Source organism: Microbacterium sp. MAH-37, from assembly GCF_009758255.1.
In the GTDB taxonomy this organism is placed as follows: domain Bacteria; phylum Actinomycetota; class Actinomycetes; order Actinomycetales; family Microbacteriaceae; genus Microbacterium.
This window is the reverse complement of record NZ_WSEN01000010.1, coordinates 159,456-185,779: the sequence shown is the minus strand read 5'-3', so window position 1 is coordinate 185,779 and position 26,324 is coordinate 159,456. Positions and strand designations below refer to the sequence as shown.

Sequence of the window (26,324 nt, the reverse complement as noted above, 5' to 3'; positions counted from 1 at the left end):
TGCTGTGCGCCTGCGTCCCGGTCTCGGTCACTTCTTCTTGCTGTCCTTGTACGACGCGGTGAACTCGTCGACGACCTTGTCCAGGCCCTTGCCGCCGAGGTCCTCGATCGCCGCCTCGTAGCCGTCCATGTCGAGCTGGCCGACCATGAACTTGTTGTACGCGTCATTCGCGCCCTGGGCGATCGTCGACCAGCTCTGGTCGAAGGTCGCCGACGAGAGCGGCAGCGACGGGTCGACGATCGCGAACTCGGTGTTCTCGTCCATCAGCTTCTGCGCCTCGTCGACGTAGGGCGTGCTGCTCTTGAACGTCGTGACGATGTCGGACGGGCGGGACGACGAGTAGGGCTGCACCTCCGCCTCCCAGGTGGGCTGGTCGCTGATGGTGATCACGCCGTCCGAGTCGATCGTGTAGTGCTCGTCCTCGATGCCGTTGGTCATCAGGCCGAACGCCTTCTCGTCGAGGAGCTTGTCGATGAACGCGAGCACAGACTTCAGCTCGTCCTCGGACTTCACCTTGGTGGTGGAGATGCCCAGCCAGCCGCCGAAGCCGCCGTTGGTGTCGGACAGGGTGCGGCGCGGCACGTCGTCGTAGGTCATGTCGTTGACCAGGGCCCAGGCCATCGGGGTGTTCGGGTCCGCGCTGGTGGCGAGGTTCATGTAGTTCTTCGCCTCGAACAGGCCGGTCACCACGATGCCGCCCTTGCCCTGGGCGATGGCGTCCTGCTGGTTCTGCTTCTGCATCGTGACGAACTCGTTGTTCACCGCGCCCTGGTCGTACAGGTCGCGGTACCACTCCATGGCGTCCTTGAAAGCGTCCGTGGTGAACGAGGGAACGACCTCGCCGTCGTCGTTCACCTCGAAGTTGTTGCCGGCGCCGAAGTAGCCGGCCAACATCTTGAAGCCGAGCTTGAAGCTCTCGGCGCGGTCGATGAATCCGGTGGTGTCGTTCTGGCCGTTGCCGTCAGGGTCGTCGTTCGTGAACGCGACGGCGACCTTCGCGAGGTCCTCCAGGGTGTGCGGTGTCTCGAGGCCGAGGTTGTCGAGCCAGTCCTGTCGGATCAGCACGCCGTAGCGGGCCATCTGCTTCTGGAACGGCACGCCGTACAGGTGTCCGTCGACGCGTGCCGAGGCGATGGTCTGCTCGTCGATCTTCGACAGGTTGGGGTAGTCCTTCAGGTACTTCTCGACGTCCCAGAACTGGCCGGACTTCAGCGCCTGGCGCACCGAGGTGTTGGAGATGTTGGTGAGCGAGGTGATGTCGGCGAGCGAGTCCGATGCCAGTGCGGCGTTGATCTTCTCGTCCTTCGAGGCGTCGGGCACCCACTGGAACTCCAGAGTCGAGCCGGTGTACTTCTCGAGCGCCGTCTGGATCGGGCCGTCGGACTCAGGGGTGGTCGGCGTGTGCAGCATCGCCATCCAGCTGATCTTCTCGGCGGTCTTCGGCTTCTCCGCGCTCGTGTCCGCGTCGGCCGATCCGCACGCGGTGAGCGCGAGTGCGGCGACGGCGACGGAAGCGACGGCGATTCCGAGCCTGCTGTGGTTCCTCATTCTGATGTTCCTCTCGCAAGGTGGACACGGGCATGCGCGCTTTCGCGAGCCCTGGGGGGTGAGGTCTGGGGGTCGTCCTCGGTGAGCGCGCCGAACACGACGCGGGTGACGAATCCGATCGCGGCGGCCGGGATGCCGATCCCGAACAGCATCAGCGCCGGGAGGGCGTAGGTGGCCAGCAGCCACATGGCGCCGGCGACGGCGGCTCCGGCGATGATGGTCCACTGCAGTGAGCCGATGCCGAGCATCAGCGCCGCCGCGATCTGGCGGAGCGGGCCGCGGATGTCGGTGGCGACCATCACCGGGAAGACGTAGGCGGTGATGATGCAGATCACCACCAGCGCGACGATGTTGGCGAAGCGCAGCATCCAGGTGCCGGCGCCGAGGATGTTGGTGCTCACGATCAGCGCCGCCGCGGTGAGGATCCAGCCCATCGCCGCGGCGCGCCAGTACTGCGCGCGGAAGTGCGTGATGAACGCCCGGGTGACCGGCGGCGTCTCACCGAACCGGAACCAGCGGTCGACGTAGGCCGCGACGGCGTAGGAGGCGGGGCCGATGCCGAACAGCACGAGCCCGGCCAGCGTCGCGGCGATCCAGAGCAGGTTCAGGTAGGCGAGGCGGTAGACGCCGCGCAGGAAGAGGTTGAGCTTGACGAAGGCGTCGAACGAGAACATCAGAACACGCCCTCCTCGCCGAACTTCTTCGCCATCCGGTTCGCGCCGACCACGAGCACCAGGCCGACGAGTCCCTTGAACAGGCCGACGGCGGTGGCGTAGCTGAGCTGCCCGTTCTGGATGCCGGCGGTGTAGACGTAGGTGTCGAAGATCTCGCCGACCTCGCGGTTGAGCGAGTTCAGCATGAGGAACATGTGCTCGAAGCCGAGTTCGAGGAAGTCGCCGATCGCCAGGATGAACATGACGATGATGACGGGGCGGATGGCCGGCAGCGTGATGTGCCAGGTCTGCGACCATCGGCCGGCGCCGTCGATCTCGGCGGCTTCGTAGAGCTGCAGGTCGACGCCGGTCATGGCGGCGAGGTAGATGATGGTGCCCCAGCCGGCCGTCTTCCAGATCTCCTGCATCGTGTAGAGCGGACGCAGCCAGTTCGGGTCGGTGAGGAACGGGATCGCGGGCAGCCCCCAGGACTGCAGCAGCTGGTTGATGCTGCCGCCGTCCGTGGTCAGCAGCACGTAGAACAGAGACACGACGATCACCCACGACATGAAGTGCGGCAGGTAGATGACGGTCTGGATGCTGCGCTGGAAGAACTTCAGGCGCAGCTCGTTCAGCATGAGGGCCAGGATGATCGGCACCGGGAACGAGAAGATCAGCAGCAGCAGCGAGATGACGACCGTGTTGGTCAGCAGCATCCCGAAGGTGTCCTCGGTGAAGAACCGCACGAAGTGGTCGAAGCCGACCCACGGGCTGCCGGTGATGCCGCGGAACGGAGAGTAGTCCTGGAACGCGATCACGAGGCCGGCCATCGGCACGTACTTGAAGATGATGAAGTACGCGATGCCGGGCAGCGCCATCAGGTACAGCGCCTTGTGACGCCAGATGTGCTGCCACCAGGTGCGGCGGCGCTGCGGGGGCAGATCGACCGGCGGCTGCTCCACATCGGTGCGGACGCTGATCGGTGCGAGATCGATCGCCATCGAGGTGCCTCTTCCTGCGCTCATCTTCGAGTCGGGTTGCGGGGTGCGGTACTGAGAAAACGCTTCTTCAGTAACCGGTTTCCCGAGATTAGCACGGGACGGAGGTGGCGACAACCGTGAGGTTTCCAACGATTGATGAGAGCGTTCCCACCTCCGCCCCGCCGACGCCCGCTCTGAGTGCCGAGCGTCTATCGTGCTGCTCAGCTCCAGGGAGTCCAGCCGTCTGCGCCCGAGAGGTAGGCCTCGCGGGTGTGCGCCCTCGATTCTTCGTCGGTCAGCTGCGGGCGGCCGGCATCCTCCCCGATGGCCGCGCCCGCGCCGGTGTTGCGATACTCGCGGAAGAAGTCCTCCTGCCAGCGCCACCCGCTCATGTCCGACCAGGCGGGCGTGCGCACGTGCGCTCCGAGTTCCGAGTCGCGAACCACCATCCGAGGGTCGACGTTCGGGTTGCTGCTCGGGTGCCACGGGCGGCCGAGCGAGACGGTCCCGGCCGCGGCATCCGAGGTGAACACAGAATCGACGAAGAGGAACCCCTTGCCGCCGGGTACGGTCGCGGGAGCGGCGACATAGCCGTTGTTGGTGGTGGATGCCCGGTCGAGGGAGTGGATCTCCGAGTTCTCGACGACGAGCGTTCCGCCGCCGTAGATGAAGTCGACGTCACCGGCGACGTACGAGTCGGTCATCCAGACCCGCGACTGCTGGGTCTTCGATATCGGGTCGACCAAGTACGTGTCCTGGTTTCCGAGCAGCCGCACACCATCGAGGACGGTGCGGTCGGCCGCGTACGCAACGCCAGCGCCTGGCTGCTGCCGTTGACAGCCTCGTCGTACGCGTTCTCGATCGTGATGTCGCGCAGCGTGACGTCGTCTGCGAGCACCGACAGCACGGGCGAACCGGTGTGGCCCCACGTTCCGCCGTAGAACTTCGCCTGTCCGGCGGCGAGGTCGTAGGTGATCACCACATCCGCCGCGTTGCCGGTGGAGCTACGGATGGTCACGCCGTCGGCATCCGGCCAAACGCGCACGATCTCGCGATACACCCCGGGCGAGACGATGATCTCGACCGGATGCTTCGCACGAGTCGCCGCCCCGACGGCGGCGACGACGCTGGCGTAGTCGCCCGTGCCGTCGAGCGCGACGGTGACCTGCTTGCCGACCGTCTCCTCCTTTCCGAGCGGGCCGCTGCCGCTGTCCAGGATCGCGATGACGTCGCCGGTGGCATCCGGGGTGTAGGAGTAGAACGCCCTGGGGTCGAATGTCGTCCCGGTGCTGTCCTTGCGTCCGCGGATGTTCGTGAAGGTGTTGCCGCGGGACTCGACCCGCGACTCCGGATCCTTCGCGACGATGGCGTCCTCGCCGTTCTCATACACGCTTGACTCGATCACCAGCTGTGCGGCGCCGCGCGACATCGTGCCGTAGTGCGCCTGTCCCTCGAACCAGTTGTTGTACAGGTGGCCGGCGGCGACGTTGTCGATGCTGGCGTTGCGCTGGTAGGTGTTCGCGAAGTGGTTGTGGTGCATTGTGATGGTGGTCACGACGTTCTTGGTCCAGCCGACGCCCACCGTCTTGTTGTGGTCGTGGAAGTGGTTCCACGAGAGCGTCACCGCCGTGGAGTCCTTGCGCACATCGACCAGACCATCGCCGAGGCGGGTGAATTCGTTGTGATCGATCCACACGTGATCCGAGGTGTCGACGCGGATGCCGTCGTTGTCGTTGTCCTCGCTCTTGCCGTCCCAGTCGCCGGGAACATAGGAGTCGCGGAACGTGAGGTTGCGCACGATCACGTTGGACACCTTGTCGAGGAACAGCCCGCCCCCGACGAGCTCGGCATCTCGGCCGGCCCCCGCGATGGTCTTGTCGGAGGCGACCCTGATCTGCGAGCCGAACGGTTCCACATCGAGGCTGCCCTTGACGAGGATCGTCAGCGGCTCCTCGAGTGCGGCGTACTCGGCGAGCTCGGCCGCGTCGTCCGCGACGACCAGGCGGCCGTCCGCGCCGCCGGTGGTGCCCTCGGGCAGCTCAGCGGTCGGCGTCGCGGCGAATCCGGTGGCGGTCGGCGACCACACCGGACCGTCGGCAGTTTTCGTGGTTGGCGCCTCGATGCGAGCCAGCAGGCCGGCCCCGTCAACGGACTCCGGCAGTTCGTCGGCATGCGCGGGAGCGTTCAGCAGGGTCAGCGCCAGCAGTGGTGCGCCGGCGAGGACGGTGGCGCGGGTCAGGGTGCGGGTCTTCATCGGTCTTCTCCTTCGACGAGGGTGTCGCCGTGCACCACGACGTTCTCGAGGTTCGTGCCGGCGCCGGCATCCCGCAGGGCCAGTGCCTGCTTGGGCGGGTCGACGGCGAGCGGGTTCTCGAGCGTGATGCTCTGCAGGGTCACGTCGTCGGCGAACACGTTGACGGTCGGCCATTCGCTGCTCGACTTGTCGTAGGTGATCACGACGTCGGCCGGGTCGCCGGTGGCGCCGCGGATGGTCAGGCGATCGGCGTCCGGCCAGATCGAGACGACTTCGCGGTAAGTGCCCGGCTGCACCACGATCTCGACCGTGTGCGTGGAACGGGATGCGGCGCCGACAGCCGCATGGATCGATCGGTAGTCGCCGGTTCCGTCCTGGGCGACCGTCACCCGACGCTCGGCGTCGTCGGCGATGCGGATGGCCGGTCCGGCATCCTTCCGCAGCAGCTTGCGCACATCGGAAGCAGCGTCGGCGCTGTAGGCGTAGTAGGAGGCCGGGTCGAATGTCGGGCCGGTGTCGCGGGGAGCTTCGCCCCAGACATCCTCGAAGATGTTGTCCTTTTGAAACACCGAGCCGGTGCCGATCAGCGGGTTGCGTGCGTGCTCGAACACGTTGCCCTCGACGACTAGCTGCGTCTCCTCACCCCGGGAGTTCATGCCGTACGAGCTCACTCCGGACAGCCAGTTGTTGTACACGTGGCCTGCGGCGACGTTGTCGAGGCTGCCGTTGCGCTGGTGCACGTTCGAGAACCGGTTGTGGTGCAGAGTCAGCGTGGTCACCACGTTGTCGGTCCAGCCGACGCCGAGCGTCTTGTTGTGGTCACGGAAGTAGTTCCACGATGCCGTGACGGCGGTGGAGTCTTTGCGCACATCGAGCTGGCCGTCGCCGAGGCGGGTGAACTCGTTGTGGTCGACCCAGACGTGATCCGAGGTGTCGATGCGGATGCCGTCGTTGTCGTTCTCGGGCGACTTGCCGTCCCAGTCCGCGCCGATGAACGAGTCTCGGAAGGTGAGGTTGCGTATGATCACGTTCGAGACGCGGTTGACGTAGAGGCCGCCGTTCACGATCTCGCCGCCCGCTGCGCCGCCGATGATCGTCTTGTTCGCGGCGACGGTGATCATGCTGCCGTCGCCGACGTCGATGCTTCCGTCGACGAGGATCGTCAACGGATCGGCGGATGCCGCGGCCGCGGCGAGCTCGTCGCGTTCGTCCACCGTCACCAGATCGCCGCCTGCGCCGCCGGTGGTGCCGTTGGGCAGCGTGGCGGTGGGGACGGATGCGAAGCCGGTCGCGGTCGGAGACCAGACCGGACCGTCGGCGGTGGTGGTCGTCGCCACACGGATCTGCCGCAGCAGCGCGGCGCCGTCGGTGGCGTCCGCAGCGGTGGAGTCTGCGGCGGTTGCTGTCGGCGCCAGGGTGCCGAGGATCAGCAGTGGAGCGCCGAGAACGGCCATCGCCGCAACGCGGCGCCCGCGATGAGATCGAGGGGGAGATTCCGGCAGAGTGGGCGCGCCGGAGTGAGTGGGCATCAAGGACATCGTCGTTCCTCTCGCAGATGTGACCGGTAGATGGGGAACCGGTTTCCGAAACCTAACCAGGAAATGTTGCACCTGTCAACGAATATGGGGAAGCGTTCCCCGAGGTCGGTCGCGTCGTTGTGTGTGGAGCAGAATGGTGAGCATGTCGATCGCGCTCGAACTCGCCGTCCAGGACACCGCCGGAGTGCGCATCGCGCGTGAGATCGGCGCCGCGCGCGTCGAGCTCACGCAGGCGCTCGCGCTGGGCGGCCTCACCCCCTCGCCCGCGACCCTCGATCGCGCTGTCGAGGAAGCAGCCGGCGAGGTCGAGGTGCATGTGCTGGTGCGCCCTCGCGCCGGGGGATTCCGCTACGACCGTGACGAGGTCGCCCTGATGACGCACGATGTCCGGCACGCGATCGCGGCCGGCGCCGCGGGCGTCGTGATCGGATGCCAGGCAGCTGACGGCGCTCTCGACCGAGACGCGGTCGCGCGACTGGCGGATGCCGCAGGCGGCGCCTCCGTCACCCTGCATCGCGTGATCGACGTGACCCCCGACCCGCTGGAGAGCCTGCGTGTCGCGCGGGAGCTCGGCGTGCGTCGCGTGCTCACCTCGGGCGGCCGATCTGCCGCGATCGACGGCGTCGACCTGCTCGGCGACCTGGTCGCCGAGGCGGCCGGCGGCATCCAGATCATGGCCGGAGGCGGCATCGACGCGACCAACGTCGTCGAGATCGCCCGGACGGGTGTGGACGCCGTGCACTTCTCGGCGAAGAGGACGGTGTTCGCGAACGACGACGTGAAGCTGGGGGCCTCCGACGACGGCGGCCACGAGGTCACCGATCCGCAGGCCGCTCTGGCCATCGTGCGCGCGCTCGGCCTCTGACGCCCTTCGACGAAGGGCGTGCCGGCATCCGTAGACTCTTCGGCATGGCAGTTGAGGCGAGGACGACGGAGTTCATCGACGGTGACGGCATCGCGATCGTCTATGACGTGTACCAGGCGCAGGGTGTCGCGCGGGGTGTCGTGCAGCTGCTGCACGGGGTCGGCGAGCACGCCGGTCGCTACGGCGGCCTGATCGAGGCGCTCACCGGCGCCGGATTCCACGTCTACGCCGACGACCACCGCGGGCACGGGCGCACCGGTATCCGGCAATGGGGCGGCCCGGCCAAGCTGGGTCGCCTCGGCAAGGGCGGGATGCGGGCCGCCGTCGACGCGCTCTGGCAGCTGACCGGGATCATCAAGGCGGAGCATCCGGATCTCCCGCTCGTGCTGCTCGGCCACTCCTGGGGGTCCTTCCTCTCGCAGAAGCTGCTGAACGCGCACCCCGAGGCCTATGACGCGGTGATCCTCAGCGGCTCCGCGCACCTCACGCCGCTCGACCTGAACGCACTCCCGCTGAACGCGAAGTGGAACGGGCCGGACGCCGACGGACTGGAGTGGCTCTCGCGCGACCCGGAGGTGTGGCGCGACTTCCACGACGACCCGCTCACCACCGAGGTTCCGCTGCTGAAGCTGTTCGGATTCGTCGACGCGGCGCGGCTGTACGGCAGGCCGGGCAAGGATCTGGGGCACGACATGCCGGTGCTGCTGATGGTCGGTCGCGACGACCCGGTCGGCGGGCCGCACAGCGTGCACAAGCTGGCGGACGGCTACCGGAAGCGGTCCGGGCTGACGGATGTCACGACGCTGGTCTACCCCGACGGCAGGCACGAGATCTTCAACGACCTCGATCAGGAGCAGGCCCGCGCCGACGTGCTCGCCTGGCTCGAGAAGCACTTCCCGCGCGCTCAGTAGGCTGGGACCATGCACGGTGAGTACAAGGTCCCCGGGGGAAAGCTGGTCGTCGTCGACCTCGAGGTGCGCGATGACGTGATCCGCGACTTCCGCCTCGCCGGCGACTTCTTCCTCGAGCCCGACACCGCTCTCGACGACATCAACGCCGCCGTCGAGGGGATGCCGGTCGAGGCGGATGCCTCCACCATCGCCGCCGCGGTCCGCGGCGCCCTGCCCGTCGGGGCTCAGCTGCTGGGCTTCTCGCCCGAGGCGGTCGGCACCGCAGTCCGCCGCGCCCTCGTCACCGCGCCCGGCTGGCGCGACTTCGACTGGGAGATCGTGCATGAGAAGGCCGTGTCGCCGCGGATGAACCTCGCGCTCGACGAGGTGCTCACCGGCCGCGTCGGCGAGGGCCGCCGCAAGCCCACGCTGCGCATCTGGGAATGGGACGAGTCCGCCGTCGTGATCGGGTCGTTCCAGTCGTACCGCAACGAGGTCGACCCCGAGGGCGCCGCCCGGCACGGGTTCGACGTCGTGCGCCGCATCTCCGGCGGCGGGGCGATGCTGATGGGCTCGGGCCAGATCATCACCTACTCGCTCTACGTGCCGGCATCCCTCGTGCAGGGCATGACGTTCGCCGATTCGTACGCGTTCCTCGACGACTGGGTGCTGCAGGCGCTGCGGTCGCTCGGCATCGACGCGACCTACCAGCCGCTGAACGACATCGCCTCGCCGACCGGAAAGATCGGCGGCGCGGCGCAGAAGCGCCTCGCCAACGGCGGCGTGCTGCACCACGCGACGCTGTCGTACGACATCGACGGCCAGATGATGACCGAGGTGCTGCGCATCGGCCGGGAGAAGCTCAGTGACAAGGGCACCACCTCGGCCGCCAAGCGCGTCGATCCGCTGCGCAGCCAGACCGGCCTGCCCCGCGCCGAGATCATCGAGCGCTTCAAGGACACCTTCCGCTCGCTGACCGGCGCCGAGGACGGCAGCATCACGCCGGAGGAGTACGCCGACGCCGAGGCGCTCGTGGAGTCGAAGTTCTCCACCGACGCGTGGCTGCATCGGGTGCCGTGACGCCGCACGTTGAGCGCCCTTCGTCTCGTCGCTCCGCTCCTCGCTCAGGATCCGCGGAGCGAGACGAAACGCCCGGACCGGTCGAGATCATCGAGGGCGACAATCTCGCGGTCGCCGAGTCTCTGGCATCCGGCTCGTTCACGCTGATCTACCTCGACCCGCCGTTCAACACCGGCCGCGCGCAGACGCGCGAGCGCGTCGTCGCGACGCGCTCAGCGGACGAGGAGGAGACGGATGCCGCATCCGCTCCGCGCGCCGAGATCAGTCGTGGCTTCCACGGCCACCGCTACGAGAAGGTGCGCAGCATGCTGCACGCCTACGACGACAGCTTCGACGACTACGGCGACTTCCTGATGCCGCGGCTGCAGGAGGCGTGGCGGCTGCTCGCCGACGACGGCACGCTCTACCTGCATCTGGACTACCGCGAGGCGCACTACGCGAAGGTCATGCTGGACGCCGTGTTCGGGCGCGACGCCTTCCTGAACGAGCTGATCTGGGCCTACGACTACGGCGCGAAGTCGCGCCGGCGCTGGCCGACCAAGCACGACACGATCCTGGTCTACGCGAAGACGCCCGGCGGGCACTTCTTCGATTCGGAGGCCGTGGACCGCGAGCCGTACATGGCGCCGGGCCTGGTCACCCCGGAGAAGGCGGCCCGCGGCAAGCTGCCCACGGATGTCTGGTGGCACACGATCGTGCCGACCACCGGCCGGGAGAAGACCGGCTACCCGACGCAGAAGCCCGAGGGCGTGCTGCGCCGCATCGTGCAGGCGTCCAGCAGGCCGGGGGACCGGGTGCTCGACCTGTTCGCCGGGTCGGGGACGACCGGTGCCGTGGCATCCTCTCTCGGGCGCTCGGCAGTGCTCGTCGACTGCAACCCCGAGGCGATCCGCGTCATGCGCGAGCGGATGCCGCACGCGGAGGTCCGCACCGTCTGACGCTCTTCGTCTCGCTTCGCGGGTCCTGACCGAGAAGCGGAGGGCCGCAGCGGCGCCAGGAACTGCTCGATACCCCAGTGGCCGTCAGCGCACGTCGACGAAGATCGGGTTCGCGTAGAACCAGGTGTCCTTCCACGGGTCGGCGTCGGTGTCGCCGTGGCGCAGCGGACCCGACGGGTCGACGGCCGCGCCGTGATAACCGGCACCGTTGCGGTTGCCGTCGCTGCCGCGGAAGCGCACGTAGAACGGCCGGTCGACCTTCTCGAACACGTGCGTCAGCGTGAACGTGCCGCGAGTGCCGGTCGTGTCGAACTGCCGCACCACACGCGTCCCGGGGGCTCGCACGGCATCGGCATCCGCCGTCGGGCCCGTGACCGGGCCCGCGATCAGGTCGACGTGGGCGAGTTCGGGGCGGATGCCGGCGGCGTTGACGTATCCGGTCGTCGTAACGGTGATCGTCACCACGACGTTCTGCCCGCGGCGAGCGGTCAGGCGACCGCCGAGAGTGATGGCCTCGCCGGAGGAGTTGCCCCAGCCTCCGCCCGCGCCGTTGCCGCGGCCGTTGCCCTTGCCGGGCATGGTCGCCCGTGCCCGCACGTCGAAGCCGCTGAGCAGATGTCCGTGGTCGACCCACATGCGCCCGCGACGCATCGCCTCGAGCACGCCCGCATAGGAGCGCGAAACGACGCCGGTGTGCAGCCGGGAGAACTGGCCAGGCCAGAAGTCGCTCCCGCCCTGCGGCACTCCGGTGTCCACCGGGTCGGGGCGCTGTCCGCGCACGGCCCAGCGATCGAACTCGTTCGGCAGGCTGTCGTAGGGCTCACCGGCCGGGTAGGCACCGGTCTTCCAGGTGTCCCTGACGGTGAGGTGGTTGTCAGAGTTCGAGGTGATCCAGAACGGCTTGCCCTCGGCGAGCATGGAGTCCCAGACCCCGCCCACCGTGGCCGTCACCCAGTCGAAGCCGCCGTAGACGCGGTAGGCATCGGCCGGATACCCGGACCAGCTGTCCGGGCGCGGGGCGTTGACGTACTCACCGCGCTGATCGCCTGGCCCGCCGTAGGTGCCGACCGGCGAGCCCTGAGCGCCGGGGGCGCCCTCCATGCCGATCATGATCTGCGGATCCGCGTCGCGCCAGGCTCGCAGCTCGTGCGGCGAATCGATACCCAGGCGCATCGGGTGATTGGCCAGGACGACGGCGTCGCCGATCGCGCCCGCGCGCCTCTGCGCGCCGAGCCAGGCGATCGCCTCCGTGGCGCGCCGCTCGTACTCGGCCGCCTGCGCGGCGTCGGCTGGACGCTCCCAGCCGTTGAGCTTTCCATCGAAGGCCAGCTCGAACGCGCGTAGGGTGCGGATGTCGCCGGGGCCGGGCGCGACGAGGACCGTGGCGTGCTCGGCCGCGGGGATGTACCACTCCAGTCCTTGGAAGATCAGCAGGTCCCGCGAGTCGCGCTCGCGCTGGAGCTGCTCCCGCTCGGCGGGGAGCCCGCGGTCGGCGTGCGCGAAGTTGCTGTGCTCGGTGATCGCGACCCAGTCCACGCCGTAGTGCTGGGCTGCGTCGAGCTGCTGAGCGATCCGGTACTTCGCATCGTGGCTGAACTGCGTGTGCACGTGGTGGTCACCGACCAGCCAGGACAGCTCCGGATCCCCCGAGGGTCGGCCCGCGAAGGTGCTCGCCGTCGCCGAACCCGCCTGGCCGGCGTACACGGACAGTCCGCCGGCGGCGAGGGCGATGCCGGCGGCGCGGAGCATGTCACGGCGTGAAAAGCCGAGCCGGCGCAGCTCGGCGTCGGCGTCGATCGGATGGGCGCAGGGGGCGTCGTGGTCGCACATGGGTTTCCTTCGGAGTTCGGGGCTCCTCCGGACTGTAGGCACGCCGGATGGACGGCAAGGAAACATCGGATGTCCTGACCGTGCTTTTGGCACGCGTGTGCGGGTCAGCGCGCGGCGAACGCCTCTGCGAGGGCGTCGCGGACGACGCGTATGCGGTCGTCGTCGCGCGCGGCGGTGCGCACTGCCGTGAACACCTCGCGCACCGGATGCCCTGGAAGATCCGCCAGGGTCGTGGTGGGCTGCGACGACCCCCAGATCAGATCGGGGAGCATCGCCACGGCATGACCGGCCTCGACCAGCCGCACGTGCGCGGTGAGGTCATCGGCCTCGAAGCGCACGTCCGGCTCGAAGCCTGCGGCCCGGCACTGCTGCACCGCCCACTGCCGCACGGCGGTGCCGGCGGGTTCCATGACCCAGGCGCGGTCGTGCAGGGCGCGCAGCGGCGCGGGCTTCTCGGACGGTGGCATCGCGATGCGGATCGGATCCTCGCCGAGCAGATCGTGATCGACGCCGTCATGGCGCTCTCGGGTGTGGCCGGGGTACTGCTCGGCGATCACCAGGTCGAACCGCCGGGCGGCCAGCTCGAACAGGCTCTCCTCCGGGGGCAGCTCGGCGAGCTCGACGCGCAGCTGCGGCATCCGCTCGGCGAGGATCGTGAGCGCAGCGGGGACGATCGTCTCGGCCGCGGTCGGCATGGCCGCGATCCGCACCGGTTCGAGGGCCTGCAGGTCGGTGTTCAACGCGGCGCGGGCCGCCTCGTCGAGCTCCAGCGCACGGGCGGCGTGCTCGGCGAGCATCCGCCCGGCGGGGGTGAGCCGCACCCGTCGGCCGTCCGGCTCGAGCAGGGCGGCACCCGCCTCCTTCTCCAGCAAGGACAGCTGCTGCGAGACGGTCGAGGGGCTGTACGACAGCGACGCGGCCACCTCTGCGATCGTGCCGCGCAGCGCCAGCTCGTGCAGCATCCGCAGCCTGCGCAGCTCGAACATGGTGACCCCTTCCCTGCTCCGGTCTCACTCGTTGCGGGTGTCTCCGCCGCCGAACCCGCATCCGTTGAGACCGGAGCCCGAGAAGCATCGTTTATCTCGAACATTATCCATCGGAAACGGTCGCTTTTCATAGACAGTCGAAGAGCGCACACTGAGATCATGACCACCCCTGTGCCCGCTGCCGAAACATCCGTCTCCGACCTCTCGGACCTCGCCGACGACGCCGTCGCGCTGGTGCGCCAGTGGCTCGTCGAGAGTCGTGAGGTGCCGACGGATGCCGCCGGCGAGCGCCTCGCCGGCGTACTGCGCGACCCCAACGGCCTCGACTTCACCGTCGGCTTCGTCGACGGCGTCGTGCGCCCCGAGGACACCAAGGTCGCCGCCCAGAAGCTCAAGGAGCTCGTGCCGCTGACTCCGAAGTTCCTGCCCGGCGTGATGCGCGGCGCGATCGGGCTGGGTGGCGCGACCGCGACCATGCTGCCCGGCATCGTGGTGCCGTCGGCCCGGGCCGTGCTGCGCCAGATGGTGCGTCACCTCATCGTGGACGCGCGCGACGAGAAACTCGGCGCCGCGATCAAGCACATCCGCGACACGCAGGGCGTGAAGCTCAACGTCAACCTGCTCGGCGAGGCGATCCTCGGTCGGGACGAGGCCGTGCGCCGTCTGGAGGGCACCCGCCGTCTGCTGCAGCGCGACGACGTCGACTACGTCTCGATCAAGGTCTCCTCGACCGTCGCCCCGCACAGCCCCTGGGCGTTCGACCACGCCGTCGCCGACGCATCCGAGGCGCTGCTGCCGCTGTACGACATCGCTGTCAAGGGCGACAAGTTCATCAACCTGGACATGGAGGAGTACAAGGACCTCGATCTGACGATCGCGGTGTTCACCGGCATCCTCGACCGTCCGCAGTTCAAGAACCTCGAGGCCGGCATCGTGCTGCAGGCCTACCTGCCCGACGCCCTCGGCGCCATGATGCGCCTGCAGGAGTGGGCCGCGGCCCGCGTGGCCGACGGCGGGGCGCCGATCAAGGTGCGCGTCGTCAAGGGCGCCAACCTGCCGATGGAGACCGTCGACGCCGAGTCGCACGGCTGGGAGCTGGCGACCTGGTCGACCAAGCAGCAGTCGGATGCGTCGTACAAGGCCGTCCTGGAGTACGCGCTGCGACCCGACCACGTCGGCAACGTCCGCATCGGCGTCGCCGGCCACAACCTCTTCGACATCGCCCTGGCCTGGCTTCTCGCCAAGCGCCGCGGCGTCGAGAGCGGCATCGAGTTCGAGATGCTGCTCGGCATGGCCACCGCTCAGGCACAGGTCATCAAGCGCACCGTCGGCTCGCTGCTGCTCTACACGCCGGTCGTGCACCCGGACGAGTTCGACGTCGCGATCGCCTACCTGATCCGCCGCCTCGAGGAGGGCGCGAGCCAGGAGAACTTCATGTCGGCGGTCTTCGACCTCGACGAGGATCCTGCGCTGTTCGACCGTGAGAAGGAGCGCTTCCTGGCATCCATCCGCGACGTGCCCACCGAGGTGCCCGGTCCGAACCGCGTGCAGAACCGCCAGCTGGCGGCCGCACCGGCGCCGACCGACGGCTTCGTGAACACCCCTGACACCGATCCGTCGCTGTCCGCGAACCGCATCTGGGCTGACGGCATCCGCGCCCGCATGGCCGAGTCGGAGCTCGGCAACGCGACCGTCGCCGCGAACACGCTGTCGACCTCCGAGCAGGTCTCCGAGCGCATCCAGACCGCCGTCGCCGCCGGTGAGGCCTGGCGTGCACTGGGCGCCGAGGGCCGTGCGGCGATCCTGCACAAGGCCGGCGACATCCTCGAGGCGCGTCGTGCCGACCTGCTCGAGGTGATGGGCTCCGAGGCGGGCAAGGTCATCGAGCAGGGCGACCCCGAGGTCTCCGAGGCGATCGACTTCGCGCACTACTACGCCGAGAGCGCCAAGCACCTCGCGGCGGTCGACGGTGCCGAGATGCACGCGGTCGGCCTCACCGTCGTCACCCCGCCGTGGAACTTCCCTGTCGCGATCCCGGCTGGTTCCACCCTCTCGGCCCTGGCCACCGGTTCGTCGGTCATCATCAAGCCCGCACGCCAGGCCCGCCGCTCCGGTGCGGTGATGATCGAGGCGCTCTGGGAGGCCGGCGTGCCGCGCGACGTGCTGCAGTACGTGCAGCTCGACGGCCGCGACCTGGGCACCCAGCTGGTGAGCGACCCGGCCGTCGGCCGCGTCATCCTCACCGGCGGCTTCGAGACCGCCGAGCTGTTCCGCGGCTTCCGCCAGGACCTGCCGCTGCTCGCCGAGACCAGCGGCAAGAACGCCATCATCGTCACCCCGTCGGCCGATCTCGACCTCGCCGCGAAGGACGTCGCCTACTCGGCGTTCGGTCACGCCGGTCAGAAGTGCTCGGCCGCCTCGCTGGTCGTGCTCGTGGGCTCCGCCGCCAAGTCGGAGCGGTTCCGCCGCCAGCTGGTCGACGCCGTCAGCGCGTACGACGTGGGCTCGCCGGTGGACGGCTCGAACCGCATCGGCCCGCTGATCGGCCCGGCCGAGGGCAAGCTGCTCTCCGCACTCACCACGCTGCACCCGGGTGAGTCCTGGATGCTCAAGCCCGAGAAGCTCGACGAGGCCGGACAGCTCTGGCGCCCCGGCATCCGTGACGGTGTGAAGCGCGGATCCGAGTTCCACCGTGTGGAGTACTTCGGCCCGGTGCTCGGCATCATGACCGCCGACAGCCTCGACGAGGCCATCGACATCGTCAACGACATCGACTACGGCCTGACCAGCGGCATCCACTCGCTCGACGAGGACGAGGTGCAGCAGTGGCTGGCCCGCATCGAGGCCGGCAACGTGTACGTCAACCGCGGCACCACCGGTGCGATCGTGCAGCGCCAGCCGTTCGGCGGCTGGAAGAAGGCCGCCGTCGGCGCCGGCTCCAAAGCCGGTGGCCCGAACTACCTCGTCGGTCTCTCCGAGTGGACGGATGCCCCGGTGGAGTCCGCGACCGCGCTCGATGAGCTCGGCTCGTCGGCCGTCGCCCTCGTCAACGGGGAGGACGCGGCATGGCTGCGCGGTGCGCTCGCCACCGACATCGACGCTTGGGCGTCGGAGTTCGGCGTGGTGCGGGACGCCACCGGACTGACCACGGAGCAGAACCTGCTGCGGTACCAGGCCGTACCGGTCACGGTGCGCTACGAGGGTTCCCGCGTGGCGGAACTGCTCCGCGTCGCGGCCGCCGGTCGTCGTGCCGGCTCGCGCGTGACCGTGAGCACCGCCTCGGTGCTGCCGGCTGCAGTGGCGACCTGGCTCGGATCTCACGACGTGGTCGTCGCCTACGAGGACGACACCGCATGGGCCGCGCACGCGCAGCGCCTCGCGGCCACCGACGGCCGGGTGCGTCTGATCGGGGCCTCCGCGGCTTCGACGGCTGCGGCCGTGAACGGTTCGCCGAGCCTCGCGCTGTACGCGAACCCGGTCGTCGCGGCCGGTCGCGTGGAGCTGCTCACGTTCCTGCGCGAGCAGGCCGTGTCGATCACCGCGCACCGCTTCGGCACCCCGCACCGCTACGACGTGCCGGTGCTGCAGCCTGTGCGCTGACCCCTCTCACACGACGCCGCCCCGGCATCCTTCGCAGGATGCCGGGGCGACGTCGTATGCGCGCGCGTGCGCGGCCCGCGGGAGCCGGACTCCGGCGAGGTAGTCAGTCCACCGCAGCAGGGATCCCGCGGGAGTTCAGGAGTGCAGTGAGAACGCGAGCGTCTCGCCGGCGCAGCCGGACACGTCGAGCGTGAGGCGTACGCCGTCGCCGTGACGGGCGAGCGAGACCCGTCCGGCATCCGCGCCCTTGACCCGTGACACGGCCGTGCCCGCGACATCGACGACCAGCGTCGACGCCGACTGCGTCGGGTCACTCACCGAAATCCGCGCCATGCCGGGTGTCTTCCGCGCGATCACGCACGCGGCACGGTCGGCGGTGAGATCGCCCGCGGAACCCGCCCGCCAGAACGCGGCGGCAGTGACGAACGACGAGTGCCGGATCGCCTGGGCGACCTCGTCGTTGCGGATCACCTCGGCCTTCGGCGCAGCTGCTGCCTCCTGCGTCGCCGCAGCATCCGCCCCGGGCAGCACAAGATAGGCGTAGCCTCCGGATGCCGCGGAGCCGGTGCCGTGCGAGATGTGCAGAGTGCCGTACGAGCGGCGCTGCACGACCTCGGTGCCTGCGGCGGCGCCGGTGTTGATTCCCCGCCAGCTGCCCTCCCTGGTGCCGACGCCGGCGACCAGACGGGCGTCATCGAGGAAGACGTAGCCGCCGGTGCCGTCCAGGTGCGCCCATCGCGGGTTCGTCACAGCCGTCTCCGAGGCGATCTCGGCGCCGTCGACGACGAGCGTGCGCGCCGCCTTGCCGAGGTTGCGGTGCTCGACGACCGTGCGCACCTCACCGGAGCTGTCTGTGGAGATTCCGGTGCCGAGCGCGACGATCCCGTCGGGCAGGGTGAACCACGCCTTGCGGGCGACGAGACCCGTGCCGCCGGGCGCGACGAGGTGCATCGCCGCGAGGGCGGTGTCCTCGAAGGTCACGCCGCCCGTCCACTCGTTCGCCGGCGTCTGCTCACCCCATTCGCCCTCCGGGTTACGCGGCAGCGGGGTGAGATCCACGGTGGTGCCGGGAGGGGCCGCGAGATCGGATGTCGGCCAGAACTCGTCGTCGAAGTGGTCGTCGTCGTCGCGAAGGTACAGGTAGGTCATGCCCTGGCTGGTCTTCACGCTCGTGAAGTTCTCGGCCTCGGTGCCCTCGTGCCAGGCGATCCGGTTCGAGCACATCGCCACGCACAGCGCCCAGGAACCGTCGGCCGATCGGTGCACCAGCCGGTCCATCGCGGGGAAGAACCGCGGCCCGGTGGGGTCGGCGACGGGTGCCACGTCGGAGCCGAGCAGTTCCGTCACCAGCGACAGCCGCACGATGCTGGTGGTCGCGGTGATGTTCGCAGCCGTGTTGCCCTCGATCCACTGCCGGCACAGCCCGCGCCAGCGTGCAGCCGTGATCGGGTCGGCGGACTGCGCCAGACGCAGTGTGTGCTCGATCAGGTCGTTGCCGTCGGTGACACTGCGCTCCGCGAAGCGGGACACCGCGCGTCCCCGGACGGCGTCCATCATCTGACCGCGGTACATCAGCGGGGCGAACGAGCGCTCCACGACGCCGGTGATGTTGCTTCGGGTGGGATCGGTGACATCGAAGGAGGTGCCCGCCAGCAGCGCGAAGAGCTTCGCGAGGCCGCCCAGCAGCACGAGCCCGTAGGTTCCGGTGTAGCCGATGGTGGAGTGCTGGACGAACGAGCCGTCGCGGAAGAACCCGTTGCCCTCTGTGACGTACTGCCAGGTGTCACTGAGGGCGGTCACCGCACTGTGCAGCAGGTCGGCGTCGGGCTGCACGATCGACCGGACGATGATCCCCTGGCAGATGTCGACGCGGTTGGCGCCGTCGGAGGGCTTCGGGCCGGTGGGATGCTGCTGCAGCCGAGGATCGCGCTCGGGGAGGAAGTGATCGATCGCGCCGCAGTAGGCGTCGATCTCGTCGGCGGACAGGTGCTCGTGCAGGATCGCCATCGTGTTGGCGAGCGGCTGGGGCGCGCCGATGTTCCACGACCACCAGTTGCCCCACCACGTGGTGCCGGTGTTGTAGATCTTCTCGTGCATGTGCGCGAGGCCGCGCAGCGCGGCGTCGCGCACCGTTGCAGACCCCTCGTGCTTCGATCCGGGTGTCGCCCACGATGTCGCGAGCGAGAGGATTCCGACGTAATTCATCCTCATCGCGTTGGACTTCGCGATGTCGGTGGCGCCGATGGCCCAGTCCTGGTCCGAGAAGAATCGGGTGGCGGTAGGGCTGACCTTGGCCAGGAGAGCATCTGCCGCCCTGTCCTGCCTGGCGATGACGCTGACGAAGGCCGCGGGGTTCGCCGCGATGATGCTGCGCCCGGTCAGTGTCTCGACCCAGCGGAGGCGGAGCGCCTCGATCTCGGGCACGTCGACGGCGAGCGGACGGACGGCGGCGGAGGCGGACAGCGGGCCGGACTGCGCGAGCAGAACGGCCGCCGCGGCGAGTCCGCCGAGCTGCAGCACGTTCCTGCGGGAGGGGGTGAACATACGATCTCCTTCGGTCGATGCCAGCGACGCTAGAAGGAGGAGAGACGAGGAATCAATGTTGATTCCTCGTGTTCCCGGCCCGTTGACTGGCAGCGATGAACGAACCCGATGCGAGACCGAACATCCTGGTCGTGATGGCCGACCAGTTCCGCGCCGCGGCGATCGAGCCTGGCGGTGACCCGGTCGCGACCCCTCACCTGGACCGCCTCGCTGCCGCGGGCTGCGTGATGAGCCAGGCGGTCAGCTCTTATCCGGTGTGCAGCCCGCATCGGGCGATGTTCCTCACCGGCTTGCGCCCGGAGCAGAACGGCGTCACCCTCAACGTGCACTCCGAGTCGGCGGAGGACGGCGTGGGCCTGCGTGACGGGCTGCCCACCTGGGCGAGCGTGTTGCGGGATGCCGGCTATCGCACCGGTTACATCGGCAAGTGGCATCTCGAGCCGCCGGCGCCTGACGACGAGCGATTCGGGGAGGGGCGCCGAGACGACGGGAAGGTCTGGGACGCGTGGTCGCCTCCGGAACGACGGTTCGGCTTCGACTTCTGGTACTCCTACGGCGCCGCCGACCGGCACCTCGCGCCGCACTACTGGACGGCGGATGCCGGGCGCGAGGCGCGGATCGACGTGGACGCCTGGTCAGCGGAACACGAGGTCGATGTCGCGCTCGAGTTCCTCGCGTCGCAAGGCGAGGAGCCCTCTGCACTCATGGTGTCGCTGAACCCGCCGCATCAGCCGTTCGACCAGGTGCCGGAGCGCTACCGCCGGCTGTACGCGGGGCGCACCGCGGAAGCGCTGCTGGTGCGCCCGAACGTGCCGCACGGAACCGCGATCGCCGATGAGGCGGCGGTGATCGCCCGTGACTATTTCGCCGCGATCACCGGGGTCGATGAGCAGATCGGACGACTGGCCGACGCGGTCGAGGCATCCGGCCGGCCCACGGTGCTGCTGTTCACCGCGGATCACGGTATGCAGCTGGGCAGTCACGGTCTGCTCTACAAGAACGTCGCCCACGAGGAGTCGGTGCGGCTGCCGTTGATCGTGCATGCACCGGGAATCGTGCCGCCCGGCGTCTGCCACGCGACGATCTCCTCGCTGGACTTCGCCCCGACGATCCTCGGACTGGCCGGTGCGGATGCCAGGGCCTTCCCCGGGAGGGATCGCTCGCCGCACGTGCGCGGGGAGGTCGACGGCGGGGCGGCAGCCGCCGTCTACTACCGGTACGCCTCGCGCAGCGATCCGTCCAGCGCGCGCGGTCTGCGCGGCCCGGACGGCAAACTCATCGCCACGTGGCATCCCGAGCGCGGACTCGCGGTCGAGTTCTTCGACCTCGTCGCGGATCCCTACGAGATGCGCAGCAGCGCGGATGCCCCAGCGGCGGCGGACCTGGCCAGGGCGCTGCTCGCCGAACTGGCCGCCGGCGGCGATGCCTGGGCCGGCCGGGCCGCGCTCGCCGCGATGTACGGGGACTGACTGGCGACCTGATCAGTCCCGCGCCGGCAGTCCGACCTCGGCGCGCCAGCGCTCATGCGCTTCGGCCAGCTCGCGGACGAGGTCTGGTCTGGCATCCGCGAGGTTGCTCGCCTCGCCGCGGTCGGCGGTGAGATCGGTGAGGAACAGGCCGTTCCCAGTCTCGGTGTGCTCGGTCCGGGCCACGTACCGCGCCGTGGGGTCGTCGCCCGACACCGAGAGCAGCTTCCAGTCGCCGCGGCGCACAGCCCACTGCCATCCGCAGTCCCAATGCAGTTCACGAGCAGAGCGCAGTTCACGGTCGGCGTCGCCCGCGGCGTCCGCGAGGGGCCGCCGCAGATCGATCCCGTCGCCGACGTGCTCGGTCCCGGCCGCCGCGGCGAACGTCGCCGCGAGGTCGAGCGCGCTGACGGGATCCGAGACCACCGAGCCGGCCGTGGTGACGCCGGGCCACCGCACCAGGAACGGCACGCGGATGCCGCCCTCCCAGAGCGTGTACTTCGTGCCGCGCAGGTCGCCGTTGTCGCCGTAGTTGCACTGCGATCCGCCGTTGTCGGTGAGGTAGACGACCATTGTGTCCTGGCCCTCGACAGCCGCGAGCAGTCGACCGATCGCGCGGTCCATCAGTTCGAGTTGGGCCAGGTAGTAGGCGCGTCCGTCCGGCAGGTTCGGACTGATCGCGCCGTCGTACCAGTCGAGATACTCGGATGCCCCGGGATGCCAGTCCTCGAAACCCTGCAGACCCCGGGCGGCCAGCTCCTCGTCCGGCAGCTGCCAGCAGAAGTTGTGCACGGCGTTGAACGCGACCATCGCGAAGTACGGCTCGTCACCGGCACCGCCGATGAAGTCGATCGCGCGATCGGCGATCTCGTCCGTGGTGAAGCCGTCGAACTCGGCGGGTTCCTCTCCTGACCAGAACGGCTGAACGCCCATCGGGCCCGCGGCCTCGCCGTACTCCTCGACCGCCGACGCGGAGTGGTGCCGGTAGTGCAGGCGCCCCATCGACTGTCCGGCCAGACCGTAGAAGGACTTCTCGAAGCCGTGATGCGGCGGAGCGCCGCGGTCGGCGGAGGTCTCGTCGCCGTAGTGCACCTTGCCGAAGTATCCGGTGACATAGCCCGCCGTGCGCAGCGTCTCGGCGATCGTCTGAGCGGTGCCGATGTGCGCGGAGTCGAACCACAGTCCGCCCCAGCGCTGCTGGTACTGCCCGGTGATCATGCCCGCGCGCGACGGTGAGCAGATCGGCGCGGTGACATAGGCGTCGGTGCAGGTGGCACCCTCCGCAGCGAGCCGGTCGAGCACCGGCGTCTTCACACCGGGAGTGTCGTGCGCGGAGCGGTCGGCGTAGCCGTGGTCGTCCGAGACGATCAGCAGGATGTTCGGGCGGGTCACGGGGCCTCCTGGGTGCGGGTGCTTCTGTTCAGCGTAGGACCGGCCGGCGGTCGGCCGATGGGAGCCGGACGCGGTTCCGATCGGCGTCGGCGCCGAGTTCTGCTCCCATCCGGGGCGTTCACGCGCCGGCGAGGGCGCCGTCCCACCCCGGCGGGGCGAAGGCACCCACGGGGTCGTCGCCCAGCGGTGTCCGCTGTCCTGCGCCCCAGACCGGCAGCGCGGCGCCATCGGCCTGCCGCGTGGCGTGCTCCGCGAACCAGCCGTGCATCCGCTGCCGCAGCTCGGCCACCTCGCCGGCGCGCGCCGGGGCGTCGATGAGATTCGTGCGCTCGCCGGGATCCGTCTCGAGATCGTAGAACTCATGCGGACCGTAGGGGAAGCGATGCACGTACTTGCGGCACGTCGTGCGGATCATCCGCACAGGACCGTACTCGCTGTGCACCACGACCGCGCGATCCTCGTCGGATTCCCCGGCCGGAGAGTCCGTGAGCAGGGGCGCGAAGCTTCGGCCGGGGCCCTCCTCGAACGCGGCCCGGTCGATCCCGGCGAGCTCCAGCAGGGTCGCCGGGAAGTCGTAGGCGCTGAGGAGATCGTGCACGACCCGCCCCTGTGCCACACGCCCCGGGGCGGAGACGATGAACGGCACCATGACCGACTCGTCGTACATGTTCATCGGGAAGGTGCCGTTGCCCTTGCCCCAGATGCCGTGCTGGCCGCAGTTGAAGCCGTTGTCGCTGAGGAAGACGACGATCGTGTCCTGCTCCAGGCCGTGCGCGCGCAGCCGGTCGAGAACACGTCCGATCGCCGCATCCATCGCCGTGACCGCGGCGAAATAGCCGATCAACGCCTCGCGGGCGTCCGGCTCGCCGCCGATCGGGCCGCCGCCGAGCGTCTGCAGCCAGGCATGCGGCTCCTCCTGAGGACAGCTCTCGAATGCGCAGTCGCGGTACAGCTCGGTGAACTCGTCTGGATGCTGCCCGGCGAAGGGCTTGTGCGGGGCGGTGAAGTTCACTGCCAGGAAGAACGGGGCGTCCTGTCCCGCCTCCTCGTCGAGGAACGAGATCGCGTCATCGGCGATCGCATCGGTGAGATAGCCGGTGGCGACCTCCGGCTCGGCCCCGCGCAGCATCGGGGCGTCGTGGTACGGACTGCCACCGCCCTCGAGCGCGTACCAGTGCACGAATCCGCGCCGCGGCGCGTCGCTCGCACCGAGGTGCCATTTGCCGGAGAGGCCGAGCCGGTACCCGGCATCCGCCAACGCATCCGTGTACGTCGGCTGCCCGGCGAGGAGGTCGACGCTGTCCGGACCGGTGTTCGGACCGTCGAGGTAGTCGTGCACCCCGTGGGTGGAGGGGATGCGGCCCGTGAGCAGACTCGCCCTGGCGGGGGAGCACACGGGCGAAGCGCAGAAGAACCTGTCCAGCCGCGTGCCGCTGAGGGCGAGCGCGTCGAGGACGGGCGTGCGGATCTCCGCGTTGCCGGCGGCGCCGAGTGCCCACGGGCCCTGGTCGTCACTGAGGAAGACGAGGATGTTCGGGTGATCGCTCACGCCGGCACCGATCCGAGCAGGCTCGCGGTACCGGTCTCCGCAGAACGGTAGCTCGCGAGGATCAGCTCGACGACGTGCCGCGCGTGCTCCAGGGGCACCGCCGGCGTCCCGCCGCCGACGACCTGCAGGAAGTCTGCCAGCTGGGCGGTGAATCCGGTCTGGATGTCGTGATCGGTCGGCTCGTGCAGCACACGCGTACGCCCGTCGACCCGCACGGTGGTGCCCGAGCGGGGGTCGGCCTCGACGACGCCGCCCTCGCAGACCACCGTCAGACTGTCGCTGCGCGTCGGAGGGTCGCTCACCACGGCGATCGCGACGCCGACCCCGTTCTCGAGTCGCAGCCGCAGGACGCCGTCGGTCTCCACCGGGGAGCCGAAGCGGTTCGCGACGGAGGCCGAGATCTCGGCCGCGGGTGCTCCGCCGAACCAGAGGGAGCGGTCGAGGCAGTGGGCGCCGATGTTGAACAGCGCTCCGCCGCCCGCCACCTCGCGGGAGAAGAACCACGGGGAGCGCATGCCCGGCCGGTAGTCGGTGCTGCGATTGTCACGGATCAGCTGCACGGCGCCGAGTTCGCCGGACGCGATGAGGGCGTGCGCGGCGGTCTTGTCGGGCAGGAAGTGCTGGATGTGGCCCACCGTCAGAGAGACTCCTGCGCTCGCGCAGGCCTCGGCGATGCGGTCGCAGTCCGCCACCGACGTGGCCATCGGCTTCTCGACCAGCACGTGCTTGCCGGCCTCGGCCGCCTCGACGGAGATCGGAACGTGCAGCGCATGCGGGGTGTTCACGATCACCGCGTCCACGACATCCGCCTCGAGCATCCGCCGATGCTCGGTGAACACCCTCGCCCCGGGGGAGACGTCGGCGGCCCGCCGAGCCGCCGATTCGTCGATGTCGCAGACCGCGGTGAGCTCCGCCCCGGCGAGGACGGCCGCCGCGCGCACGTGGAACGGCGCGACCGCCCCGGCTCCGATCAGACCGATGCGCATACTTCTCCTTGTTCCGTGGCTCGCACTCAGGACTCGCGCGCGCCGCAGGAACGACGGATCACGATCCTGGGCCGGAGCCTGATCTGATGCAGGGGACAGTCGTCGCCCTCGATGAGCCGACGCAGCAGCACATCGGCCGCCATCCGTCCGATGCGGTACTTCGGCGGGGCGACCGCGGTCAGCGGCACCTCCGCCAGGTCGGCCACCTCGTCGTCGTACGAGACGAGCGCGATGTCCTCGGGCACCCTCAGGCCGTCGCGTCGGATGGCGCCTTCGAGCAGGGTCGCCTCGCGGTCGCCGAACACGAGTGCCGCCGTGGCCTCGAAGTCCCGGATGCGCCGGTAGGCCGACTGCGCCGAGTCGGCCACCCAATCGGCCTTGGACTGCGCGAACTCCAGTGAGCCGGCCAGGCCGAGATCGGCCACGGCGTGCCGGTACCCGCGGACGACGCCCGCCTCGGTCGGAGTGCGCTCGCGAGTGAGGAGAGCGATGCGGGTGTGGCCGAGGGCTGCGAGATGCCGCACGGCGTCGTAGGCTCCGCCGCGATGATCCGAGCAGACGTGCTCGGTGGTGTCTGCAGGGCCGAGATCAGGCAGGCTGCGCTCCACCAGCACGACGGGAACCGGGAGTTCCATGAGCTCTCGCGCTCGGGCGGCGGGGTCCTCGATGCCGGTGAGCGTCGGGGCGATCAGCAGGCCGTCGATGCCGCCGTCCAGCAGCGAGGCGATCGCGGGGGCCTCCCGTTCGCGGTCGTAGCGGTAGGTCGACAACTGCAGCGTCGCGCCCGCGGCGGACAACGACTCGTCGATGCCCTGAAGCACGCGCGGGTAGTACAGCTGGGTGTCGGGGAGCAGCACGCCGATTCGCCTGCGAGCCTTCTCGTCGCGAGGGCGGATGTGCGCCACGAAACTGCCTGCGCCCTGACGGCGCACCACGATGCGCTCGGCGACGAGTTCGTCGAACGCCCGGCGGACGGTGGTGAGGGAGAGGCCGGTCTCCGTCGCGAGCTGCTGCTCGGTCGGCAGCTTCTCGCCGGCGGTCCAGGTGCCGGCGAGGATGCCGCGCCGCAGCTGGTCGGCGAGCACCTCGAACTTCAGCGCCTTGGCATCGGCATCGCGCACCACGGATCCTCGTCGATCGGTCATGGCGCCTCCTCTCGTGGCAGTTCTCTCATTCTCCTGTCGCAAAAGAGAGGAATAAAGAGGGATTCATCTGTTTGGTTGCG

The 26,324-nt window shown here is 69.4% G+C and carries 17 protein-coding genes and 1 pseudogene; 6 read left to right on the top strand and 12 right to left on the bottom strand.

All coding sequences use genetic code 11. The features are described 5' to 3' along the window. Positions 1-27: 27 nt before the first annotated feature. From GON06_RS15110 to GON06_RS15090, 5 genes and pseudogenes are all read right to left on the bottom strand, one after another. The gene (locus GON06_RS15110) at positions 28-1,548 is read right to left on the bottom strand and encodes an extracellular solute-binding protein (RefSeq protein WP_157313145.1); all 1,521 of its coding nucleotides are present in this window, start codon (positions 1,546-1,548) and stop codon (positions 28-30) included. After that, entirely contained in the window at positions 1,545-2,222 is a 678-nt protein-coding gene (locus GON06_RS15105) for a YesL family protein (RefSeq protein ID WP_157313144.1), read from the bottom strand. Before GON06_RS15105 ends, GON06_RS15110 begins: the two co-directional genes overlap by 4 nt. Next, entirely contained in the window at positions 2,222-3,226 is a 1,005-nt protein-coding gene (locus tag GON06_RS15100) for an ABC transporter permease (protein ID WP_198346721.1), read from the bottom strand. The genes GON06_RS15105 and GON06_RS15100 overlap by 1 nt, the downstream gene beginning before the upstream one ends. A 176-nt stretch (positions 3,227-3,402) precedes the next feature. Next, positions 3,403-5,435, bottom strand: a pseudogene (locus tag GON06_RS15095) (pectinesterase family protein). Then, complete coding sequence (locus tag GON06_RS15090) at positions 5,432-6,889, bottom strand: pectinesterase family protein (protein ID WP_198346720.1); 1,458 nt, start codon at positions 6,887-6,889, stop codon at positions 5,432-5,434. The pseudogene GON06_RS15095 and the gene GON06_RS15090 overlap by 4 nt, the downstream one beginning before the upstream one ends. 226 nt (positions 6,890-7,115) lie before the next feature. Between GON06_RS15090 and GON06_RS15085 the strand changes: the two genes are divergently transcribed. From GON06_RS15085 to GON06_RS15070, 4 genes are read left to right on the top strand one after another with little or no spacing between them, the layout of a single operon-like run. Then, positions 7,116-7,838 (top strand): copper homeostasis protein CutC, encoded by a 723-nt coding sequence (locus GON06_RS15085; RefSeq protein WP_157313141.1) that lies wholly within the window; start codon positions 7,116-7,118, stop codon positions 7,836-7,838. 44 nt (positions 7,839-7,882) lie between these two features. Beyond that, entirely contained in the window at positions 7,883-8,749 is an 867-nt protein-coding gene (locus GON06_RS15080; RefSeq protein ID WP_157313140.1) for an alpha/beta hydrolase, read from the top strand. 9 nt (positions 8,750-8,758) lie between these two features. Continuing rightward, the gene (locus tag GON06_RS15075; RefSeq protein WP_157313139.1) at positions 8,759-9,808 is read left to right on the top strand and encodes a lipoate--protein ligase family protein; all 1,050 of its coding nucleotides are present in this window, start codon (positions 8,759-8,761) and stop codon (positions 9,806-9,808) included. After that, positions 9,805-10,746: a DNA-methyltransferase gene (locus tag GON06_RS15070; RefSeq protein WP_378734950.1), complete on the top strand. Its 942-nt coding sequence runs from the start codon at positions 9,805-9,807 to the stop codon at positions 10,744-10,746. The genes GON06_RS15075 and GON06_RS15070 overlap by 4 nt, the downstream gene beginning before the upstream one ends. 84 nt (positions 10,747-10,830) lie before the next feature. Here the strand turns inward: GON06_RS15070 and GON06_RS15065 are convergent, their stop codons facing one another. Together GON06_RS15065 and GON06_RS15060 are read right to left on the bottom strand one after the other, a co-directional pair. Then, positions 10,831-12,576, bottom strand: a complete 1,746-nt coding sequence (locus GON06_RS15065) for a PHP domain-containing protein (RefSeq protein WP_157313138.1) — start codon at positions 12,574-12,576, stop codon at positions 10,831-10,833. A 104-nt stretch (positions 12,577-12,680) separates the two neighbouring features. Beyond that, positions 12,681-13,562 (bottom strand): LysR substrate-binding domain-containing protein, encoded by an 882-nt coding sequence (locus GON06_RS15060; protein WP_157313137.1) that lies wholly within the window; start codon positions 13,560-13,562, stop codon positions 12,681-12,683. Between the two features lie 159 nt (positions 13,563-13,721). Between GON06_RS15060 and GON06_RS15055 the strand changes: the two genes are divergently transcribed. Beyond that, the gene (locus tag GON06_RS15055; protein ID WP_157313136.1) at positions 13,722-17,162 is read left to right on the top strand and encodes a bifunctional proline dehydrogenase/L-glutamate gamma-semialdehyde dehydrogenase; all 3,441 of its coding nucleotides are present in this window, start codon (positions 13,722-13,724) and stop codon (positions 17,160-17,162) included. A gap of 135 nt (positions 17,163-17,297) precedes the next feature. Here the strand turns inward: GON06_RS15055 and GON06_RS15050 are convergent, their stop codons facing one another. After that, positions 17,298-19,706 (bottom strand): polysaccharide lyase 8 family protein, encoded by a 2,409-nt coding sequence (locus GON06_RS15050; protein ID WP_157313135.1) that lies wholly within the window; start codon positions 19,704-19,706, stop codon positions 17,298-17,300. 95 nt (positions 19,707-19,801) lie between these two features. On the opposite strand from GON06_RS15050, the gene GON06_RS15045 reads away from it, so the two are divergent. Next, entirely contained in the window at positions 19,802-21,175 is a 1,374-nt protein-coding gene (locus GON06_RS15045; RefSeq protein ID WP_157313134.1) for a sulfatase family protein, read from the top strand. Between the two features lie 12 nt (positions 21,176-21,187). Here the strand turns inward: GON06_RS15045 and GON06_RS15040 are convergent, their stop codons facing one another. The 4 genes from GON06_RS15040 to GON06_RS15025 all read right to left on the bottom strand — a co-directional run bounded on the left by GON06_RS15040 (position 21,188) and on the right by GON06_RS15025 (position 26,244). Next, positions 21,188-22,564, bottom strand: a complete 1,377-nt coding sequence (locus GON06_RS15040) for a sulfatase family protein (protein WP_332837605.1) — start codon at positions 22,562-22,564, stop codon at positions 21,188-21,190. A 118-nt stretch (positions 22,565-22,682) separates the two neighbouring features. Continuing rightward, positions 22,683-24,113 carry a sulfatase-like hydrolase/transferase gene (locus GON06_RS15035; RefSeq protein ID WP_332837604.1) on the bottom strand — a complete coding sequence of 477 codons (1,431 nt, stop codon included), beginning with the start codon at positions 24,111-24,113 and terminating at the stop codon, positions 22,683-22,685. After that, complete coding sequence (locus GON06_RS18840) at positions 24,110-25,099, bottom strand: Gfo/Idh/MocA family protein (protein ID WP_157313132.1); 990 nt, start codon at positions 25,097-25,099, stop codon at positions 24,110-24,112. The genes GON06_RS15035 and GON06_RS18840 overlap by 4 nt, the downstream gene beginning before the upstream one ends. Positions 25,100-25,125: 26 nt before the next feature. After that, a complete protein-coding gene (locus GON06_RS15025; RefSeq protein WP_157313131.1) occupies positions 25,126-26,244 on the bottom strand; it encodes a GntR family transcriptional regulator in 1,119 nt (372 codons plus the stop codon). Between the last annotated feature and the right edge of the window lie 80 nt (positions 26,245-26,324).

Coding starts and splice junctions, on each gene's coding strand:
- GON06_RS15110 (WP_157313145.1), bottom strand. CDS start 1,548: ATGAGGAACCACAGCAGGCTCGGAATCGCCGTCGCTTCCGTCGCCGTC.
- GON06_RS15105 (WP_157313144.1), bottom strand. CDS start 2,222: ATGTTCTCGTTCGACGCCTTCGTCAAGCTCAACCTCTTCCTGCGCGGC.
- GON06_RS15100 (WP_198346721.1), bottom strand. CDS start 3,226: ATGAGCGCAGGAAGAGGCACCTCGATGGCGATCGATCTCGCACCGATC.
- GON06_RS15090 (WP_198346720.1), bottom strand. CDS start 6,889: ATGGCCGTTCTCGGCGCTCCACTGCTGATCCTCGGCACCCTGGCGCCG.
- GON06_RS15085 (WP_157313141.1), top strand. CDS start 7,116: ATGTCGATCGCGCTCGAACTCGCCGTCCAGGACACCGCCGGAGTGCGC.
- GON06_RS15080 (WP_157313140.1), top strand. CDS start 7,883: ATGGCAGTTGAGGCGAGGACGACGGAGTTCATCGACGGTGACGGCATC.
- GON06_RS15075 (WP_157313139.1), top strand. CDS start 8,759: ATGCACGGTGAGTACAAGGTCCCCGGGGGAAAGCTGGTCGTCGTCGAC.
- GON06_RS15065 (WP_157313138.1), bottom strand. CDS start 12,576: ATGTGCGACCACGACGCCCCCTGCGCCCATCCGATCGACGCCGACGCC.
- GON06_RS15060 (WP_157313137.1), bottom strand. CDS start 13,562: ATGTTCGAGCTGCGCAGGCTGCGGATGCTGCACGAGCTGGCGCTGCGC.
- GON06_RS15055 (WP_157313136.1), top strand. CDS start 13,722: ATGACCACCCCTGTGCCCGCTGCCGAAACATCCGTCTCCGACCTCTCG.
- GON06_RS15050 (WP_157313135.1), bottom strand. CDS start 19,706: ATGTTCACCCCCTCCCGCAGGAACGTGCTGCAGCTCGGCGGACTCGCC.
- GON06_RS15045 (WP_157313134.1), top strand. CDS start 19,802: ATGAACGAACCCGATGCGAGACCGAACATCCTGGTCGTGATGGCCGAC.
- GON06_RS18840 (WP_157313132.1), bottom strand. CDS start 25,099: ATGCGCATCGGTCTGATCGGAGCCGGGGCGGTCGCGCCGTTCCACGTG.
- GON06_RS15025 (WP_157313131.1), bottom strand. CDS start 26,244: ATGACCGATCGACGAGGATCCGTGGTGCGCGATGCCGATGCCAAGGCG.